The following is an 18685-nucleotide window of genomic DNA, read 5'->3' as shown; positions in this document are numbered from 1 at the left end:
TTATATTTTAGCTAAAAATTTGGTTGCATTTCCGCCTTCACATTTCCAATCTGCAAATACACCAATAAGTGAGCAGTTTGTACAACGACAGCCTATGTAATACCAGCGGACATCATCTGATCCATCATAAAGTGCAACTGCAGATTCCAGTTCAAATTGTTCATTGTCACAAATACAAATATGTTCTTCTAGCTCGGCATTCTCAATATATTCAGCACTATCTCCCATCAAATGTGCATGGTTACATTGAGTACAGATCCTTCTAGCAATTCCTTCATTTTCGTCACTTTCTAAACAGAAAATATGGTTTCCACATCGACAGAAACTTGATGCAAATTCTTTTGCTTCATAACCATTTAGGTGGCTGAAACGAGTCATTTCTAAACGCAAGTCGTCTCGATTTTGACCATACCAATATTTTCCTTTTTGATATAAGGACACGAAATACCTCTAGTTCATTATTAAAAAACATTTTTTATATATTAAGCTTTATTTTTTCAGAGAGTTTTTGATTACTGTTTTATTGCTACCGTTCAGCTATGTATTTTGGCCTACCATCCATGACCCACTTACGATACCTTTCAGCAATATGGTTTGCCAATTTGTGGTAATTTTCCCAAGTATCAGCGACTCTATACACGTTATTCGTATCTACCGAAAAGCTAAGCAAGTAGTCATCAATATATCGACTATCATTATTTAATCCTTCGTAATACGCCAAAGCAAAAGCATTACCTTCTTCGTTAAAATCATTGTCAGTGAGCTTTTCATCAAGTTCATCAATGAGAAAATGTGCTCCTGTAATTTGTTTTGTCTTTAGATGTTCAATTGCATCTCGTGAATCTTCAATTAATTCTTCACTAGCAAAGTTGTGAAGAAGCATCCATGTTAAAAACATTCCAATATGGGTTGCTCCTGCTTCTTGTGGAAGATCTACAGGGAAGTCACCTCCATAATGCCAAGAAGCATCATCGTATTTCATGATTTATATCTCCAAAAACTGCACCATTACTCACCATTTAAATAATGATACTGATTTAAATTTTAATTTTATCGTAGTTAGTTATTTTCCATTTGAGCATTAAGGAGTGTCGTATAAACGCATCTCCTCGATTCGCAATCAGCTCATAAAATTGTATCAGTTCAAAGATGGGATAATTCTTCCGAATAACCCATTTTATTTAACAGAATGGGTTATGTAGATTGAGTTGAGGAGTTCTTTAATTGCTTTATCAGTATTTACAGGCTAGATAAGCCATTCAACATCATCAAGTGCGCACGAAGATTTCCACCCGTCGGTTCAACTGTCTGCCGGAGGGGTTGTCTTGGCCACTGACCTCGTTGGGCGCTACAGGCTGCGACTCGCCGTAACCATGTGTACTGGCGGCAGCTGCGGCACCACGCTGGCGCAAGGCCATGCCCACTGATTTGGCACGGCGCTCGGACAAATCCAGATTGTAGGCGTCACTGCCCTTGGCATCGGTGTGACCGCGAATTTCTATTGCCTTGGCTGGTACTTTCTGCAAGGCCACGGCCAAGCTATCCAGTACCTTGGCTGCGTCAGGACGGATATCCGACTTGTCGAAATCGAACAACACCTGATCATTGAGAGTGATGATGAACCCGCATGGTGCGCCTGATGGAGCGAATTTTTTTAACGGCGGAAACTTGCCAGCTGGCGCGACCTTGGGAATTGGTGCCATTTTCACTTGACGTGCTGGTGTACCTATACTGCCGTTCCCTTTGCCGTCGTTGCTCACCAACCCGTATGGGCCGTTCCAGGTACCGCTGCCATCGGCATTGATAGTGACAATGCCTTGCGGACCGTTCCAACTACCTGAACCATCACCTTCGTTGCGAATCACACCATGTTCACCATTCCAGGTGCCACCACCTTTGCCGTCCAGTACGATGATGCCGTACTTGCCGTTATACGTGCCCGAACCGTCGGCCTCGACCGAGATGATCCCATCGTCAGCACCACCGTCGCCATTACCGTTGATTGTACCACTACCGTCTGCGTTGACGACGATGACGCCGCCTTCATAGTTGGCGGTGCCACTGCCATCTGCGTTGATATGGAAGATGCCTTCATTACCGTTGCGCGACAGATTGCCTTGCGCATCCATGCTGGTGATGCCTGCATCGTTGAGTAATGCGCCGTCGGTTGCACAGTGAGCGGGCTTAACGCTAATACCTGCAACCGGATCAATGATGTCTTGCATTGATGCTTCCAGTGCTCGCTGGGCCGGGCCAATACCGATGATCTCTGGCACAACGATTTGCGGGATTACCGGGAAGTCGACATCCCCGGCGGACTTGGCTGCGACTTTGGCTGTTTTCGCAGTTGCATCATTGGTCTTTGCCTCGTCAGTCGAGGGGGACTTCGTGCAGGAGCAAGCGAGCAATGCCATTCCCAGCACCATGAACCTGTTCATTGAAAACATGTCTAATTACTCTACTTATATGTTGACCGTGTTTTGTTTTAATTGAGTCGCTTTAAGTCCTTCAAATGCCTATGTTGCTTAATAAAAATCACGTGTACAACTGTACAACAAGGCGATGTAGTTGTTTCATTAAGATCATTTATTTACTCTTGAGCGAAAAATAGGCGAAGACAAGCACCGCTAGTCCGAACAGAAGTCGCGCGATCCAGGGTGTGACCAGCCAAGCGCCGAGTGCCATGATGGCGCGGCTCAAGACATGCGGTGATTGCAATGCCCCTGACTCGGGCGTGTGACGTTGGGTCTGCAGCGGATAACCACAATGCGGGCAGGAGTTAGCTTGGGTCGAAACCTGACTGCTGCATTCGGGGCATGAAATAAGCGCCATAAGTGTTCTTCCTTTTAAGTTATTTTCCATTTGGGCATTAAGAAATGCCGTATAGACACATGTTGTCGATTCGCAATCAGGTCATAAATTGTATCAGCTAAAAGATTGGAAAATTCTTCCGAATCACCCATTTTATTCAACAGAATGGGTTGTTTCGACTGAGTTGAGGAGTTTGCCAATTGCTTTGCTGTTCTCTAGTAAGGTAGATAAATAAATCATTTAAGGCAATAGATCATTTAAGGCATTCAACATCTGGCTAATTTTATATGGGTGCAACGGTATAATGTAATTCAACCATACCTTCCCCCATGTGATGAACGGAGATTAATTTAAGTTTTGGCGCAAATACTCGTCGGGGAAAAAGCGCTTTTCCTTTTGCAAGGGTGACTGAACCAATTTGTATAATGAGTTCATCAAGCAAATTGGCATCATAAAACTGGCCAGCCAATTCGCCGCCACCTACAACCCAGATATTTTTGTTCCCAATGATGGATTGTATTTCAGCATAAACCGGAGTGATGTCTCCTTGCACAAAATGGATATTTGCTCCTTCAATTAGGGGCAGTTTACGGCTGGAAAACACCCAGGCTGGCTGGGTATAGGGCCAAGGTGAACCTGTTTCAGCAGCAACTTGCTCTGCGTTATTCAATATCCATTCATAAGTTGCTGAACCCATCACCAGAGCACCAACATTTGCAATAAAGGTTGGATAACTTGAGTTATCTAGTCCGCCTAATATAAATAACCATTCTAAAGAATCGTCTTCGGTCGCAATAAATCCATCTAATGTACTCGCTGCAAAATATTGTACTTTCATTCTGTTCATCTCCTTATTCTAAAGGAGTAGCTTAAAACTTATTTTCTTTGGATAAATTGTTTAAATCGGATATACGACACTTTAGGACGCTTTAATAAAATTAAGCTTGAAAAGGATGATGTCTATACCAATGCTCAGCAATTTGCTGACGGGTACAAATCCAGACCCGATCATGATTTTGCACATAATCGAGAAAACGTTGTAGCGCCTTAAAGCGGGCAGGACGTCCTAAAATGCGGCAATGCATGCCAATAGAAAGCATTTTTGGACGAGTTGCTCCTTCCGCGTACAAGACATCAAAAGCATCTTTTAAATATTCAAAAAAATCCTCACTACGATTAAAACCCGTAGGAGATGCAAATTTCATATCGTTGGTATCAAGTGTATAAGGAATAATTAAATGCGGACGGGTTGCACCTGCTGCATTGCGGAGTGTTGTCCAAAAAGGTAAGTCATCGCCGTAATAATCACTGTCATATTGCACCTGATCATATTCTGCCAATAATTGACGGGTGTTGGGGCTATCACGGCCTGTATACCAGCCTGTCGGCATTTCACCAAACAAATCTTTAAGGATGTGCATGGCTTCATCCATATGTTGTTTCTCGGTTTCAATATCCATATTTTGATAATGAATCCAGCGTAAGCCATGTGAGACCACATCATAGTTGTGTTGTTTGATGGTTTCGACCACCAGAGGATTACGTTGTAAAGCCATCGCAACGGCAAAAATGGTCATGGGCAATTGGCGTTTGGCAAACTCCTGCTGAATGCGCCAGAAACCGACTCGTGAACCATATTCATAAATCGAGTCCATCGAAAGGTGCCGTGCTGGATAACTTTCTGCGCCACTGATTTCAGATAAGAACTGTTCCGAACCTTCATCGCCATGCAGAATATGTTTTTCACCCCCTTCTTCATAATTCAGCACAAACTGCACCGCGATTTTTGCTTGATTGGGCCATTGGGCATGGGGCGGTTGATCGGCATAACCGACCATATCGCGTGGATAATCTGCTGTTAAATGAGCGTCTGTACTGGACCAAACCATAGCAATGCCTGAATCGTGAAAAAGGTGAATCTTCACATCAACTTACCCGATTGAATCTTTGAGTGTCAAATATTATGTTGATTTAAATCAATGGCTTGTGTGTTTTATTTTGGTGCAAAAATACAGTTTTATTGATGAATATTGTTTTGCATGCGCGATTTTAGTGCCTCCATCTCGTTAATGATTTGATTCATCATGATTTGCGCAATCCGGGAAAGTTGCCGTTTTGGTGCATTACAAAGTGCAACTGTAATCGGATGAAGGCCGTGGTCATTAATTGTTCTAAACTCAAACGCACCATTTTCAATATAAGGGGCTGCATCCAGATAACTCATGATGCTGATGCCTAAGTTTTGCTTAAGCAATGAGACCATCATGCGGATATCATTACATTCGATGGTGTGTGCTGGGTTGAAGTCATGCTTTTTATAGAGTGCATGCACATGATCATGAATAATCAATGGTTCGGCAGCAACAATATGATTGAACTCCAGCGTATCGGAAAAGTAGATTTTTTCTTTATGGGCTAAAGCATGCTGTTTGGGAATCACGAAACCCAAGGGCATTTCAATAAAGGCGCTGATCTGCAATTGATGCTGATGTTTGGGATTCAGAATCAAGCCAAAGTCGAGTTCAGCATTGATCACCAGATCAGCGATACGATCACTGTCCAAGACCCGAAGCTTAAAATTAATCCATGGATATTGCTGAACAATAGACTGCATCACGGTACTGACAAAACTTTCACTGAGCGCTGCAATCATTCCAAAATCAATGGAACCGCGCTGTAAACCCTGGATTTCATTTAAACGCTTTTGCGTAGCTTGAAACTCTTTTTGCCAACTGCGTAGATCGGCATAGAGTAATTCACCAGCCAAGGTCAGCTTGAGTCCATTGGGCAAACGTTCAAATAAAGCCACACCGAGTTCTTCTTCTGCCAAAACGATTTGTCGATGTACGGCGGAGACAGAAATAAAAAGTTGATCGGCCGCTTTTCTTAAACTACCTGTTTTGGCAACGGCAATAAAATAATCAGCAAAACGTGAAAATGGCAATGCCATTGTAAACTCACTTGAAATAAAGCAGGTTTTAATACAAAAGCAATTTTAGTGCCCAGCCTGTTCTAATTTTTAGAATGATGCATATAAATCATTCTAATAGACGGAAATATTGATCTATTCCACACTGCTCATGAAGAGAAAAAACTTAAAAATGAGCACAGGATATGAACGCAATTCCATTCATCAATCTTCCCAATAAACCATGCCATAGCCAATTTGATGATCAGGACTGGCAGATTCTTGCGCAGCATTGGTATCCCGTGGCACGTATCGAAGATGTGAGCAGCAAACCGCAGCAAGTGACCTTACTGGATATGAATCTAGCTTTGTATAAGACCGAAACAGGGCAGATTCACTTGGCTCGGGATATTTGCCCGCATCGCGGTGTGCCTTTGAGTAAAGGCTGGGTTGAAGGAGACACTTTGATTTGTCCTTATCATGGACTTCATTTTAATGAAGATGGCAAATGCTCTAAAATCCCCGCCCAGCCGGATTTAACTCATATCTCAGAGCGCTTTTCTCTGACCAAGTTTCCTGTGGTTTTAAAATATGGATTGGTCTGGACTAGCATTTTGGGCAGAGATGAAAGTTTGGCGAATTTTCCTGTATTAGACACATGGGAGAGTGAGACACATCAAGCCATTTTACCGCCTTCTGTGGATATTGCTGGCTCAAGTGGTCGTCAACTGGAAGGCTTTATTGATGTGGCACACTTTGCTTGGGTGCATCATCAAGCCTTTGCTGATCGAGACAATCCCGTGGTACCTAAATATTTGACCCGACGTACCGATTATGGCTTACATACCAATTACACCAGTAATGTCAGTAACTATCCGCATGGGATGCAGCATTTAGCCCCTGATGATTTTTTATGGGAACGGCTCTTTGATGTTTATCCACCATTTTCAGCCGTACTGACCATTCACTTTCCGAATGACGGGGTGTTGAAGATTTTAAATGCCTGTTGTCCCGTCTCACATAACAAGACCCGTTTATTTGTACCCTTGACCCGTAATTTCGATACCACGGGTGATTTACAGGCTGTCTATGATTTTAATGCACAGATTTTTGCGGAGGATCAGGAGATGGTGGAGGCGCAAAAGCCAGAAGAATTACCTTTAGATATGAGTATGGAAGCACATTTTGAAGCAGACCGTTCTTCGGCCATGTATCGCCGTATCTTGGCTGAATGGGGCTTAAGCAAACGCTATACGGTGTAGGGCTGAATCAATTTGGTGGTTCAAACGGTGATTTGGATACTATTTCGTCTAAATTGTTTATTTGTATAGGCTTGTATATACAATTTGTCTCAATTCAATATACAATGACTTAGAATATTTAGTATGAGTTTTAGCCAATGTCAAGAGCGACAAAGCAAAACGATTTAGATTTGTCCTTAGAAGAAGATAGTCCGGTTCCTTTGTATCTACGTGTGAAACAAATGATTTCACAAAAGATTTATGAGGGAAGCTGGACTGTTAATAAAAAGATTCCTTCCGAAAGTGAATTGGTCAATTTACTAGGCTGTAGCCGTATGACGGTGAATCGTGCCTTGCGCGAACTGACCAGCGAAGGTTTATTGGTGCGTATCCAAGGTGTCGGTTCTTTTGTTGCTGAGGGGCAAGGGCGTACTGCCTTATTTCATGTCAATAATATTGCCGAAGAAATTATTGCCCGAAACCACAAACATCATGCTGAAGTCTTGGTGCTGGAACAGATTCAGGCCAATGCCGAACAAAGTATGCTGATGCAGATTCGGGAAGGGCAAAAGCTCTTTCACTCGATCATCGTGCATTATGAAAATGATGTACCTGTTCAGATTGAAGATCGACTGGTCGATCCGGTGTTGATTCCAGATTATTTGGCACAAGACTTTAAAAGCATTACACCCAATGCGTATTTAATGTCGAAAGCGCCGGTGACTGAAGGTGAGCATGTGGTCACCGCAATTTTAGCCTCAGCACAAGAGTGCAAATGGCTAAAAATCAATAAGACTGAACCTTGTCTGTTGATTCGTCGCCGTACCTGGTCGAATAAACAGCTGATTTCCAGTGCCCGATTGATTTATCCGGGTAGTCGTTATTATCTGGAAGGTAAATTTACCCAATGATTCAGCTCTTAGACACGGCTGATTATCAGCAGATGCTATGGAAAAATGGGGCGGGTTATACCATTGAACTTGCCCGAAGTGACGGTGACAGTCTGGATACGTTTGATTGGCGTATTTCCATGGCAGATGTCAAAACTTCGGGTGATTTTTCCAAGTTTAAGGGCATGCAGCGTATCCTCACGGTACTGGAAGGTGCTGGCATTGTATTGAATATTGACGATGATTCCGAACATCTGAAAACTTTACAATCTGCGCAATTTAGTGGCGATCGAAAGACCAGCTGTGAACTGATTGATGGACCAATTCGGGATTTTAATCTGATCTATAATCCTGAAAAATGGCGTTCTCGCTACCAATGGCTGTTTGAGTCAGCCAGCACTGAGCTGTTCAGTCCAGCCGATCTGATTTTTATTTTTAATCAGAGTCCAGAACCCTTGGAAATTGAAGTTGATCAGCAGGTTTTTCATTTGGCACACCAGCAAAGTCTCAAGATTGAGCAGCAAAAAACATTAAAAAAGTTGCTTATAAAGTCACAGTTTTTAAAGCAGACTTGTCTCATTGAACTCACAAAAATCTAATTTTTAGACTTTTTAAAAAACACATATGACCACAGGTTGTATGTGTTTTTTATTGCCGATCAAAAAATAAATCTATTTATTTCATTAGCTTGTGATTTATTTTCATAAAAGAATTGAAAAGCATCTTTTCAATATAAAAGTTTTGTGTAGTATATGGATGTATATACAAGTTAATACATTGCTATACAGTAAAAGCAGATTAATTTGCTGGTTCAAACTCAATGGAAGGAGTCCGATTGTGACAACAACGACAACAAAATTTCGTGATGTAGAAATTCGCGCACCGCGTGGTACACAGCTCAATGCCAAAAGCTGGTTAACAGAAGCGCCACTGCGTATGTTGATGAATAACCTAGATCCAGATGTCGCAGAAAATCCAAAAGAACTGGTGGTTTACGGTGGTATCGGTCGTGCTGCACGTAACTGGGAATGTTTCGACAAGATCGTTGAAACGTTAAAGAATTTAGAAACAGATGAAACTTTATTGGTTCAATCCGGTAAGCCGGTAGGCGTATTTAAAACCCATAAAGATGCGCCACGTGTTTTGATTGCCAACTCGAATCTGGTGCCACATTGGGGCAACTGGGAACATTTCAATGAACTGGATGCGAAAGGTTTGGCAATGTATGGCCAGATGACAGCAGGTTCTTGGATTTATATTGGTAGCCAAGGCATTGTACAAGGCACTTATGAAACCTTTGTCGAAGCAGGTCGTCAGCATTATAACGGTGACTTGAAAGGTCGCTGGGTATTAACGGCTGGTTTAGGCGGTATGGGCGGTGCACAACCTTTAGCTGCAACACTTGCTGGTGCATGTTCACTTAATATCGAATGCCAACAAACTAGTATCGATTTCCGTTTACGTACCCGTTATGTCGATGAGCAAGCCACTGATCTGGATGATGCTTTGGCGCGTATTGAAAAATATACCAAAGAAGGTAAGGCGGTTTCGATTGCACTGCATGGCAATGCTGCTGAAATTTTACCTGAATTGGTTCGTCGTGGTGTGCATCCAGATATGGTCACTGACCAAACCAGCGCCCATGATCCATTGAATGGTTATTTGCCAATTGGCTGGACATGGGAAGAATACCGTCAGCGTGCTAAAACTGAGCCAGAAGTGGTGGTGAAAGCGGCTAAACAATCGATGGCGCAACATGTTCAAGCCATGCTGGACTTCCAGAAAATGGGTGTACCAACTTTTGACTACGGCAACAACATCCGTCAAATGGCACAAGATGAAGGCGTAGAAAATGCCTTTGATTTCCCGGGCTTCGTTCCTGCCTATATCCGTCCATTGTTCTGCCGTGGTATTGGTCCGTTCCGTTGGGCTGCGCTGTCAGGTGACCCGGAAGATATCTATAAGACAGATGCCAAAGTAAAAGAACTCATTCCAGATGATGAACATTTACATCGCTGGTTAGATATGGCGCGTGAACGTATTAGCTTCCAAGGTTTGCCAGCACGTATTTGCTGGGTGGGCTTAGGCTTACGTGCAAAACTGGGTTTGGCATTTAATGAAATGGTGCGTAGTGGTGAGTTGTCAGCACCAATCGTGATTGGTCGTGATCATCTCGATTCAGGTTCAGTGTCTAGTCCGAACCGTGAAACTGAATCAATGAAAGATGGTTCTGATGCCGTATCTGACTGGCCATTATTGAATGCCTTATTGAATACTGCTGGCGGTGCGACTTGGGTGTCATTGCACCATGGCGGTGGTGTAGGTATGGGCTTCTCGCAACACTCAGGTGTGGTGATTGTGTGTGATGGTACAGATGAAGCAGCAGCACGTATTGCACGTGTACTGACCAATGACCCTGCAACAGGGGTGATGCGTCATGCCGATGCGGGTTATGACATTGCAATTGACTGTGCCAAAGAGCAAGGCTTGAACTTGCCGATGATCACGCAATAAACAGACAAGGACATTACGATGCTTTTTGCAATTGTGTAAACAGCATCGTAAGCGAACAATAGAGTGCAAAACAGGACGCCAACAATGGAACTTCTAATTCAACCCGGCAAACTTAGCTTAGCAGATCTGCGCCACGCTTATTTAAATCCAATCAAAGTGAAACTCGATGACAGCGCTTCTGCTGGCATTAATGCAAGTGTTGCTTGTGTCGAGAAAATCGTGAATGAAGGCCGTACTGCCTACGGGATCAATACCGGTTTTGGTTTACTTGCATCAACTAAAATTGCACCAGAAGACCTAGAGCAATTACAGCGTTCATTGGTCCTATCACACGCTGCTGGTGTGGGTGAGCCGCTTGATGATGCGATGGTACGTCTGATTATGTTGCTTAAAGCAAATAGCTTGGCACGTGGTTTTTCGGGGATTCGCCGTAAAGTGATTGATGCCATTCTGGCTTTAATCAATGCTGAAGTTTATCCGCATATTCCACTCAAAGGTTCTGTTGGTGCTTCAGGTGACTTGGCGCCACTGGCACATATGTCTTTGGTATTATTAGGCGAAAGTAAAGCACGCTATAAAGGTGAATGGTTGCCGGCAGTTGAAGCACTTAAAATTGCAGGACTAGAGCCAATTTCTTTAGCGGCGAAAGAAGGTTTGGCACTGTTAAACGGTACGCAAGTTTCAACCGCTTATGCTTTACGTGGTCTGTTTGAAGCAGAAGATTTATTTGCTGCGGCAACAGTGTGCGGTGGTTTAAGCGTTGAAGCCATGCTGGGTTCGCGTGCGCCATTCGATGCACGTATTCATGAAGTGCGTGGTCAACGTGGTCAAATTGATGTGGCTGCGGCTTATCGTGACTTGTTGACTGAATCAAGTGAAATTTCTCATTCACATGAAGATTGCAGCAAGGTTCAAGATCCGTACTCACTACGTTGCCAACCACAGGTGATGGGGGCGTGTTTGACCCAGATCCGTCAAGCGGCAGAAGTACTGGAAATCGAAGCAAATGCGGTATCGGATAACCCATTGGTCTTTGCTGCTGAAGGCGATGTGATTTCGGGTGGTAACTTCCATGCGGAACCTGTTGCCATGGCAGCGGATAATCTGGCATTGGCGATTGCAGAAATCGGTTCATTGTCTGAACGTCGTATTTCCATGATGATGGACCGTCACATGTCACAGTTGCCGCCGTTCCTGGTTGCCAATGGTGGAGTCAATTCTGGCTTCATGATTGCTCAAGTAACAGCCGCTGCGTTAGCAAGTGACAATAAAGCACTTGCACATCCTGCCAGTGTTGATAGTTTACCGACTTCTGCAAATCAGGAAGACCATGTTTCCATGGCGCCGAATGCTGGGAAACGCTTGTGGTATATGGCTGACAACGTTCGCGGCATCCTTGCAGTTGAATGGCTAGGTGCATGTCAGGGCCTTGATTTCCGTGAAGGATTGAAGAGTTCTCCAAAACTTGAGCGTGCGCGTAAAGTGTTGCGTGATCAAGTGCCTTACTACAGTGAAGATCGTTTCTTTGCGCCAGATATCGAGCAGGCAAGTGAATTGCTCGCGAGTGGTTGCCTGAACGAATTACTCATTCCGAAGCTATTACCGAGTTTGTCTGAAGTGTGATCAATAAATCGGTCACATGGAGTGGCCGAATCTAACTAAATTTCCTCAAGGATTGGAGATTATAATGTCACAGCACTCCACATTACAGCGGGGGCTAAACACCCGCCATATTCGTTTTTTGGCATTGGGTTCAGCCATTGGGACAGGACTCTTTTACGGTTCGGCCACTGCCATCAAAATGGCAGGCCCGTCCGTATTACTCGCATATATTGTTGCAGGGATTGCAATTTATATCGTGATGCGCGCACTCGGTGAAATGGCGGTACACAACCCGGTATCAGGTTCATTCAGTCATTATGCTTCTCAATATATTGGCCCGCTTGCAGGTTTTACCACCGGCTGGACCTACGTTTTCGAAATGATCATCGTTGCACTTGCCGATGTGACAGCATTCGGAATTTATATGGGATTCTGGTATCCCGATGTGCCACGCTGGATCTGGATTTTGTCACTGATCATGTTCTTGGGTGCAATCAACCTGATTCACGTCAAGGTCTTTGGCGAGCTTGAGTTCTGGCTTTCCATCGTCAAAGTCACTGCCATTGTGGCCATGATTGTTGGTGGTTTGGGGCTAATGTTCTACGGTTTCCATGCGGACCACAGTGGCTTTACCACAGGCATTCAAAATCTATGGATTCATGAAGGCTTTATGCCAAATGGCATTGCAGGTTTGGTTGCCTGTTTGTCCGTGGTGGTATTTGCTTTTGGCGGGATTGAAATTATCGGGATCACTGCGGGTGAATCGCAAGATCCAAAAACTTCGATTCCAAAAGCGATTAATGCCGTGCCGGTACGTATCCTGTTGTTCTATGTCCTGACGATTTTTGTATTGATGTCGATTTTCCCGTGGAACCAGATTGGGAGTCAGGGCAGTCCATTCGTACAGATTTTTGAAAATCTGGGCATTGGATCAGCGGCAACCGTTCTGAATATTGTGGTTATTACAGCGGCTGTATCTGCCATCAATAGTGATGTGTTTGGTGCAGGACGTATGCTGTACGGGATGTCAAACCGTGGACAAGCGCCAAAAGTATTCCAGAAAATTTCAAAAAACGGTGTGCCTTGGATGACTGTGGTGGTGATGGCAGGCGTGTTGTTGATCGGTGTCTTGCTGAACTATCTGATTCCAGAAAATGTCTTCATCATCATTGCTTCAATCGCGACTTTTGCAACCGTTTGGGTCTGGCTGATGATTCTACTTTCTCAGGTTGCGATGCGTCGTAAATTATCGAAAGAAGAAATCAAGGCACTGGATTTCCCAGTCATTGGCTGGCCGTATGCCCCTGCATTTGCAATTGCGTTCATGCTGTTTATTTTAGCCATGATGGGATATTTCCCAGACTCACGACCTGCAATTTATGTCGGTGCAACCTGGTTAGTTCTACTCTGGATTGCGTATAGCATCTGGGTGAAGCCGAAGAAAGATACGGTAAAAGAAAGCGCAAGCTTGCAACAAAATATCGAAATGGAAAGCTAAAGATCAAACTGCTCAGGTACTTATCCTACCTGAGCAGTGAGAGGAAATGTGAATGAAAAAGCTTTGGAAAAACTGTCATATTGCCACCATGCAAAATGGGCAATATTCCAGTATAGAACATGCTGCAATGGTCACTTCGGGGCAGCACATCCACTGGATTGGAACCTTTGACGATGTTCCTGCCGATGCTTATTCCGAAACCATTGATTTGAATGGCGCTTGGGTGACTCCCGGCTTAATTGATTGTCATACCCATAGTGTATTTGGCGGCAACCGTAGTGTTGAGTTTGAAAAACGCTTACAAGGTGTCAGTTATGCCGAGATCGCGGCGAGTGGTGGTGGAATTGCCAGTACGGTTCGTGCCACGCGTGAAGCAAGTGAACAACAGTTGCTTGCATCAGCACTGAAGCGCGTTCGTTGCCTGCTCAAAGATGGGGTCACCACCATTGAGATTAAATCAGGTTACGGTCTGGATTACGCCAACGAACGTAAAATGCTGCGTGTGATTCGTCAGATTGCAGAAACTTTGCCAATGACGGTTCGCAGTACCTGCTTGGCAGCGCATGCTTTGCCGCCTGAATATCAGGATCAAAGCGATGCCTATATTGAGCATATCTGTAATGACATGCTGCCAAAACTCCATCAGGAAGGTCTGGTTGATGCAGTGGATGCCTTTTGTGAATATCTGGCATTTTCACCTGCTCAGGTTGAGCGCGTCTTTAAAACAGCCCAGTCTTTAAATCTACCCATCAAGCTGCATGCAGAACAGCTTTCTTCGCTCGGTGGCTCAAGTCTGGCTGCGCGTTATCTGGCTTTGTCGGCAGATCATCTGGAATTCATGACAGAAGAGGATGTGAAAGCCATGGCTGCTGCGGGGACGGTTGCAGTGTTATTGCCAGGCGCATTTTATTTCTTGAGAGAAACCCAGTATCCGCCGTTGCAGAGTTTGCAGCAACATGGTGTGCGGATTGCCTTGTCCAGTGATTTAAATCCGGGTACATCGCCAGCTTTATCTTTGCGTTTAATGATGAATATGGGCAGTACCTTATTCCGTTTAACCCCTGAACAGACTTTAGCTGCGGTAACGCTTCATGCAGCACATGCATTGGGCTTGCAAGACACGCATGGCAGTCTGGAGCAGGGCAAAGTGGCAGATTTTGTGGCTTGGGACATCGAGCATCCGTCAGAAATCGTTTACTGGTTAGGTGGCGATTTGCCAAAACGTATCATTCAGCATGGCAATGAAATTTCGATCTAAGCCTAGGCTTATTTTTAAAGCGTGGTATTGATAATGAATCACTCATTTAAATGGCAAGGACGACACGATGGTGACGGTGAAGCACATTTACGTCTCCATCAGGTGGTCAATACGCAGCAGCACGCATCATTCGCTTTGATCGGTTTTAGTTCCGATGAAGGGGTGAAACGCAATAAAGGCCGTTTAGGTGCAGCCGATGCCCCTGATATGATTCGGGCACAATTGGCAAACTTGTCTGTCCATCAAGCGGTAACAATTGCAGATCTGGGTACAGTGCTATGTGACAATGGCAAACTGGAACAGGCACAGGCTGAACTGGCCGATCAGGTAGAACGTAGTCTAAAACAGGGCATGAAACCGATTGTTTTAGGCGGTGGTCATGAAGTGGCTTTTGGTAGCTTTTCAGGTCTGTTTCAATACCTGCAAAATCATGAGCCAGATAAGAAAATCGGTATTATCAATTTTGATGCCCATTTTGACTTGCGTGAAGCGGAACATGTCACCTCAGGTACGCCTTTTCTAAATGCAGCAAGACTGTCTGAACAGCATCAGCAAGAATTTCATTATCTGTGTATCGGGGTGGCAAAACACTCAAATACTCGAGTCCTTTTTGAAACGGCAGACCGACTAAATTGCAGTTATATCTACGACTTTGAATTACAACCGAAAAACGTTGAAATTTTACTCGAAAAAATCAATGCTTTTATCGGAAAAGTTGACTATTTGTATATTACAGTTGATCTTGATGTATTTAGTGCTAGCATTGCTCCAGGTGTAAGTGCACCTGCGGTAAAAGGAATTGATTTATCAGTCTTTGACCCATTACTAGAGGCCATTAAGGAAACCGGAAAGATTAAAGTTTTTGATGTGGCGGAATGTAATCCACGGTTTGATTTGGACAGTAGAACTGCCAAATTAGCCGCTTATATAATTTTTAACTACATATTTGATTGATGGATCATGTGAATTCATCAAAAGGTTAAAACATGTCTAATTTATCTTATGTCTCTCAAAATGACGGTCCATGGGCAACCTATCTTGAACAGATCGAGCGTGTTGCTCCATATCTAGAAGGTCTAGAAGGTTATGTGGATACATTAAAGCGCCCAAAACGTGCTTTGATCGTTGACGTGCCAATTGTTATGGACGATGGCACTATCCGTCATTTTGAAGGTTATCGTGTACAACACAACTTGTCACGTGGTCCGGGTAAAGGCGGTATTCGCTATCACCCAGATGTAGATTTAAATGAAGTAATGGCTCTTTCAGCATGGATGACAATTAAGACTGCGGTGGTGAATTTGCCATTCGGCGGTGCAAAAGGTGGTATCCGTGTTGATCCGCGTCAGCTTTCTCCACGTGAATTAGAACGCTTAACACGCCGTTATACCAGTGAAATCAGCCATATTATTGGCCCACAAAAAGATATTCCTGCACCTGACGTAGGAACGAATCCAAATGTAATGGGCTGGATCATGGATACTTATTCATCTGGTCAAGGTCATACCGTAACAGGTGTGGTAACGGGTAAACCGGTTCACCTAGGCGGTTCGCTGGGTCGTATCAAGGCAACAGGCCGTGGTGTATTTATCACAGGTCAGCAAGTTGCTGAAAAAATCAAATTACCTTTAGAAGGCGCTAAAATTGCGGTTCAAGGTTTTGGTAACGTGGGTAGTGAAGCTGCATATCTATTCGGTGATTCAAAATCTAAAATCGTGACCATTCAGGATCATACCGGTACGATTTATAATCCTGAAGGGATTGATCTAGCTGCATTAAAAACCTACATGGAAACTCATCAAGGTGTGGGTGGTTTTGAAGGTGCTCAAGCGATCAGCGATGAAGAGTTCTGGACAGTAGACATGGATATCCTGATCCCTGCTGCTTTAGAAAGCCAGATCACGGTTGAACGTGCGAAAAACTTATCGGCAAAACTGGTTCTTGAAGGTGCGAACGGCCCGACTTATCCAGAAGCAGATGACATCCTGGTTGAACGTGGTATCACGGTTGTTCCTGACGTAATCTGTAATGCGGGTGGTGTAACCGTATCTTACTTCGAATGGGTTCAGGATATGTCGAGCTACTTCTGGTCTGAAGAAGAAATTAACGAAAGACTCGACAAGTTAATGATTCAAGCCATTAACGATGTATGGCATAAATCAAGCGAAAAAGAATGTACCTTACGTACAGCGGCCTTTATCTTGGGTTGTGAGCGTATCTTAAAAGCACGTAAAGAGCGTGGTATTTTCCCAGGCTAATTTAGCTGTTTTTGAAACGACCTTAAGACGCATGTTTTAAGGTCGTTTTTTATGGTTGAATTAATCCAGAAAAAAGTCTTTCTGTAGCTGGGTATTGCCACTGACACAGGCATATTGCGTAAAATCAGTCATTCCGATACGTGCCAACGCTTGTTCATCGGTCAGGCTTTGTCCAGTGAGTTCTCCTTTTTGCGTTGTATAAATCGCAAAAGCTGCATCGGCCATGATCTCGGGTTTGCGGCTGAGTTGTCGCGTATTTTCCTCCCCCAGATTTTTTGAAACCGCTGCTGTGGCAATATAGGTCTCGGGCCACAGGGTATTACAGGAAATACCATAGTGACGGAACTCTTCTGCCATACCTAAAGTCAGAATCGTCATTCCATACTTGGATAGTGCATAAGGCGAGAGCATCCCCAACCATTTGGGAGACATGTTCACAGGCGGGGATAAGCTCAGAATATGTGGATGTGGGGCCTGCTTTAAAAATGGGAGCGCTGCTTGGGCACAAATAAAGGTCGCACGGTGGTTAATGGTTTGGATCAGGTCATATTGTTTCAAGGAAGTGGCTTCCACACCTGTCAATGCAATCGCACCTGCATTGTTAATCAGTATATCAATACCACCAAAGTTCTTGGCCGCTTGTTGCATGGCTGTATAAATCTGCTGCTCATCGCGCACGTCTAAAAGTAAGGGCAGCGCCTGACCACCTGCGGCTTCAATCTCTTCGGCGACACTATAAATGGTACCTGTTAACTTTGCTGTTTCAACTTCAGTTTTGGCTGCAATCACAACATTTGCCCCAGCTTGTGCAGCTTTCAGTGCAATCGCTCTGCCAATTCCGCGGCTGCCGCCTGTAATAAAAATGGTTTTTCCTTGCATGTTGTTCATGTAATTGTCCTATGCTCGCATTATTATAAAAACTGATTTAAATCATAAACGGGTGTGCAAATTTTTCTGGATTGTAGAGTTGTCGTTGTTTGGCTATCTCAACAATACGATGACGTAACTGACGTTTCATTACGGCATAGGTTGGTCGATGCTTTTTTGACATCTCTTCGGCAAATTTAAATACTTCTGCATTTAATGTCTCGGCAGGATGAATCTGATGAACAACTTGTGCATTTAAACATTCGGGTCCAGTCATTGCTTGACCTGTTAACGACATTTCCCAAATCGCATGTTGATTGGGAAGGAGTTGCACAATTTCAGCAATGCAATCAGTAAAGGGAATGGTCAGTTTGACCTCGGGAAAGCAAAACCGCCCTTTATCTGCGCGCATAAACCGAAAATCACAAGCCGATGCCAGAATTGCGCCACCAGCATAGGCATTACCATTAATTTCTGTAATGACAGGCAGGTTGAGCAAGGCCAGACGCAACAACATATTTTCCAGTTGTAAGGTAAAGGCTTTTTTATCTTGCATGGATTGCTGCATGAGCCATGCAAGATCCAAACCATTGCAAAACGTTTTGGGATGGTCACTTTGGATCACCAGACAGGCATTATCTGAATGACGTTCAATTTCATCAAAGACCTCGATATATTCATTCAGCACGTCTTGATTTAAGACGTTGTCCTGTTCGCCATTGATCAAGGTCAAGACATTAATGGACTGTTGCTGATCAAGTCTCATGGTGACCATTTAAGTGACTCCTTTTTATATTCGTGATCTATTTTCGACTTATTATTTCGAATTAAGGACTCG

The 18685-nt window shown here is 43.9% G+C and carries 18 protein-coding genes; 9 read left to right on the top strand and 9 right to left on the bottom strand.

Features of this window, described 5'->3' with window-relative positions; translation table 11 throughout:
- From MSG93_RS13460 to MSG93_RS13430, 7 genes are all read right to left on the bottom strand, one after another.
- On the bottom strand, positions 1 to 441 hold the full coding sequence (locus MSG93_RS13460; RefSeq protein WP_324622172.1) for a hypothetical protein: 441 nt from the start codon (positions 439 to 441) through the stop codon (positions 1 to 3).
- Positions 442 to 526: 85 nt separating this feature from the next.
- Positions 527 to 982 (bottom strand): hypothetical protein, encoded by a 456-nt coding sequence (locus MSG93_RS13455; protein ID WP_324622171.1) that lies wholly within the window; start codon positions 980 to 982, stop codon positions 527 to 529.
- A gap of 286 nt (positions 983 to 1268) precedes the next feature.
- On the bottom strand, positions 1269 to 2447 hold the full coding sequence (locus tag MSG93_RS13450; RefSeq protein WP_324622170.1) for an OmpA family protein: 1179 nt from the start codon (positions 2445 to 2447) through the stop codon (positions 1269 to 1271).
- A 139-nt stretch (positions 2448 to 2586) separates the two neighbouring features.
- Positions 2587 to 2832, bottom strand: coding sequence for a zinc ribbon domain-containing protein (locus MSG93_RS13445; RefSeq protein ID WP_005231085.1), 246 nt, complete (start codon positions 2830 to 2832; stop codon positions 2587 to 2589).
- Between the two features lie 262 nt (positions 2833 to 3094).
- A complete protein-coding gene (locus MSG93_RS13440; RefSeq protein ID WP_324622169.1) occupies positions 3095 to 3649 on the bottom strand; it encodes a dihydrofolate reductase family protein in 555 nt (184 codons plus the stop codon).
- Between the two features lie 100 nt (positions 3650 to 3749).
- A complete protein-coding gene (gene puuE / locus MSG93_RS13435; RefSeq protein WP_324622288.1) occupies positions 3750 to 4700 on the bottom strand; it encodes an allantoinase PuuE in 951 nt (316 codons plus the stop codon).
- 128 nt (positions 4701 to 4828) lie between these two features.
- Positions 4829 to 5761 carry a LysR family transcriptional regulator gene (locus tag MSG93_RS13430; RefSeq protein WP_324622168.1) on the bottom strand — a complete coding sequence of 311 codons (933 nt, stop codon included), beginning with the start codon at positions 5759 to 5761 and terminating at the stop codon, positions 4829 to 4831.
- A 164-nt stretch (positions 5762 to 5925) separates the two neighbouring features.
- Between MSG93_RS13430 and MSG93_RS13425 the strand changes: the two genes are divergently transcribed.
- From MSG93_RS13425 to MSG93_RS13385, 9 genes are all read left to right on the top strand, one after another.
- Positions 5926 to 6981: an aromatic ring-hydroxylating dioxygenase subunit alpha gene (locus MSG93_RS13425; protein ID WP_324622167.1), complete on the top strand. Its 1056-nt coding sequence runs from the start codon at positions 5926 to 5928 to the stop codon at positions 6979 to 6981.
- Between the two features lie 137 nt (positions 6982 to 7118).
- Positions 7119 to 7871, top strand: a complete 753-nt coding sequence (gene hutC, locus MSG93_RS13420; protein WP_032867079.1) for a histidine utilization repressor — start codon at positions 7119 to 7121, stop codon at positions 7869 to 7871.
- Positions 7868 to 8449, top strand: coding sequence for a HutD family protein (locus MSG93_RS13415; RefSeq protein ID WP_324622166.1), 582 nt, complete (start codon positions 7868 to 7870; stop codon positions 8447 to 8449). Before hutC ends, MSG93_RS13415 begins: the two co-directional genes overlap by 4 nt.
- Before the next feature lie 238 nt (positions 8450 to 8687).
- Entirely contained in the window at positions 8688 to 10364 is a 1677-nt protein-coding gene (gene hutU, locus MSG93_RS13410) for a urocanate hydratase (RefSeq protein ID WP_005231074.1), read from the top strand.
- Between the two features lie 84 nt (positions 10365 to 10448).
- A complete protein-coding gene (hutH, locus tag MSG93_RS13405; protein WP_005231073.1) occupies positions 10449 to 11987 on the top strand; it encodes a histidine ammonia-lyase in 1539 nt (512 codons plus the stop codon).
- A gap of 64 nt (positions 11988 to 12051) precedes the next feature.
- Positions 12052 to 13464 (top strand): amino acid permease, encoded by a 1413-nt coding sequence (locus tag MSG93_RS13400; protein ID WP_005231071.1) that lies wholly within the window; start codon positions 12052 to 12054, stop codon positions 13462 to 13464.
- A 52-nt stretch (positions 13465 to 13516) separates the two neighbouring features.
- Positions 13517 to 14722 carry an imidazolonepropionase gene (gene hutI, locus MSG93_RS13395; RefSeq protein ID WP_202741002.1) on the top strand — a complete coding sequence of 402 codons (1206 nt, stop codon included), beginning with the start codon at positions 13517 to 13519 and terminating at the stop codon, positions 14720 to 14722.
- A gap of 33 nt (positions 14723 to 14755) precedes the next feature.
- Positions 14756 to 15676, top strand: coding sequence for a formimidoylglutamase (gene hutG, locus MSG93_RS13390; protein WP_324622165.1), 921 nt, complete (start codon positions 14756 to 14758; stop codon positions 15674 to 15676).
- 32 nt (positions 15677 to 15708) lie between these two features.
- Complete coding sequence (locus MSG93_RS13385; protein WP_005231067.1) at positions 15709 to 16980, top strand: Glu/Leu/Phe/Val family dehydrogenase; 1272 nt, start codon at positions 15709 to 15711, stop codon at positions 16978 to 16980.
- 60 nt (positions 16981 to 17040) lie between these two features.
- On the opposite strand, the gene MSG93_RS13380 is transcribed toward MSG93_RS13385, so the two are convergent.
- Together MSG93_RS13380 and MSG93_RS13375 are read right to left on the bottom strand one after the other, a co-directional pair.
- Positions 17041 to 17868: an NAD(P)-dependent oxidoreductase gene (locus MSG93_RS13380; RefSeq protein WP_324622164.1), complete on the bottom strand. Its 828-nt coding sequence runs from the start codon at positions 17866 to 17868 to the stop codon at positions 17041 to 17043.
- A gap of 37 nt (positions 17869 to 17905) precedes the next feature.
- Positions 17906 to 18622, bottom strand: a complete 717-nt coding sequence (locus tag MSG93_RS13375; protein ID WP_324622163.1) for an enoyl-CoA hydratase/isomerase family protein — start codon at positions 18620 to 18622, stop codon at positions 17906 to 17908.
- Between the last annotated feature and the right edge of the window lie 63 nt (positions 18623 to 18685).

Origin of the sequence: Acinetobacter sp. IK40, from assembly GCF_035615075.1 — a bacterium.
In the GTDB taxonomy this organism is placed as follows: Bacteria; Pseudomonadota; Gammaproteobacteria; order Pseudomonadales; family Moraxellaceae; genus Acinetobacter; species Acinetobacter courvalinii.
The sequence above is the reverse complement of the archived record's forward strand: the minus strand, read 5'-3'. Positions and strand labels throughout refer to the sequence as shown.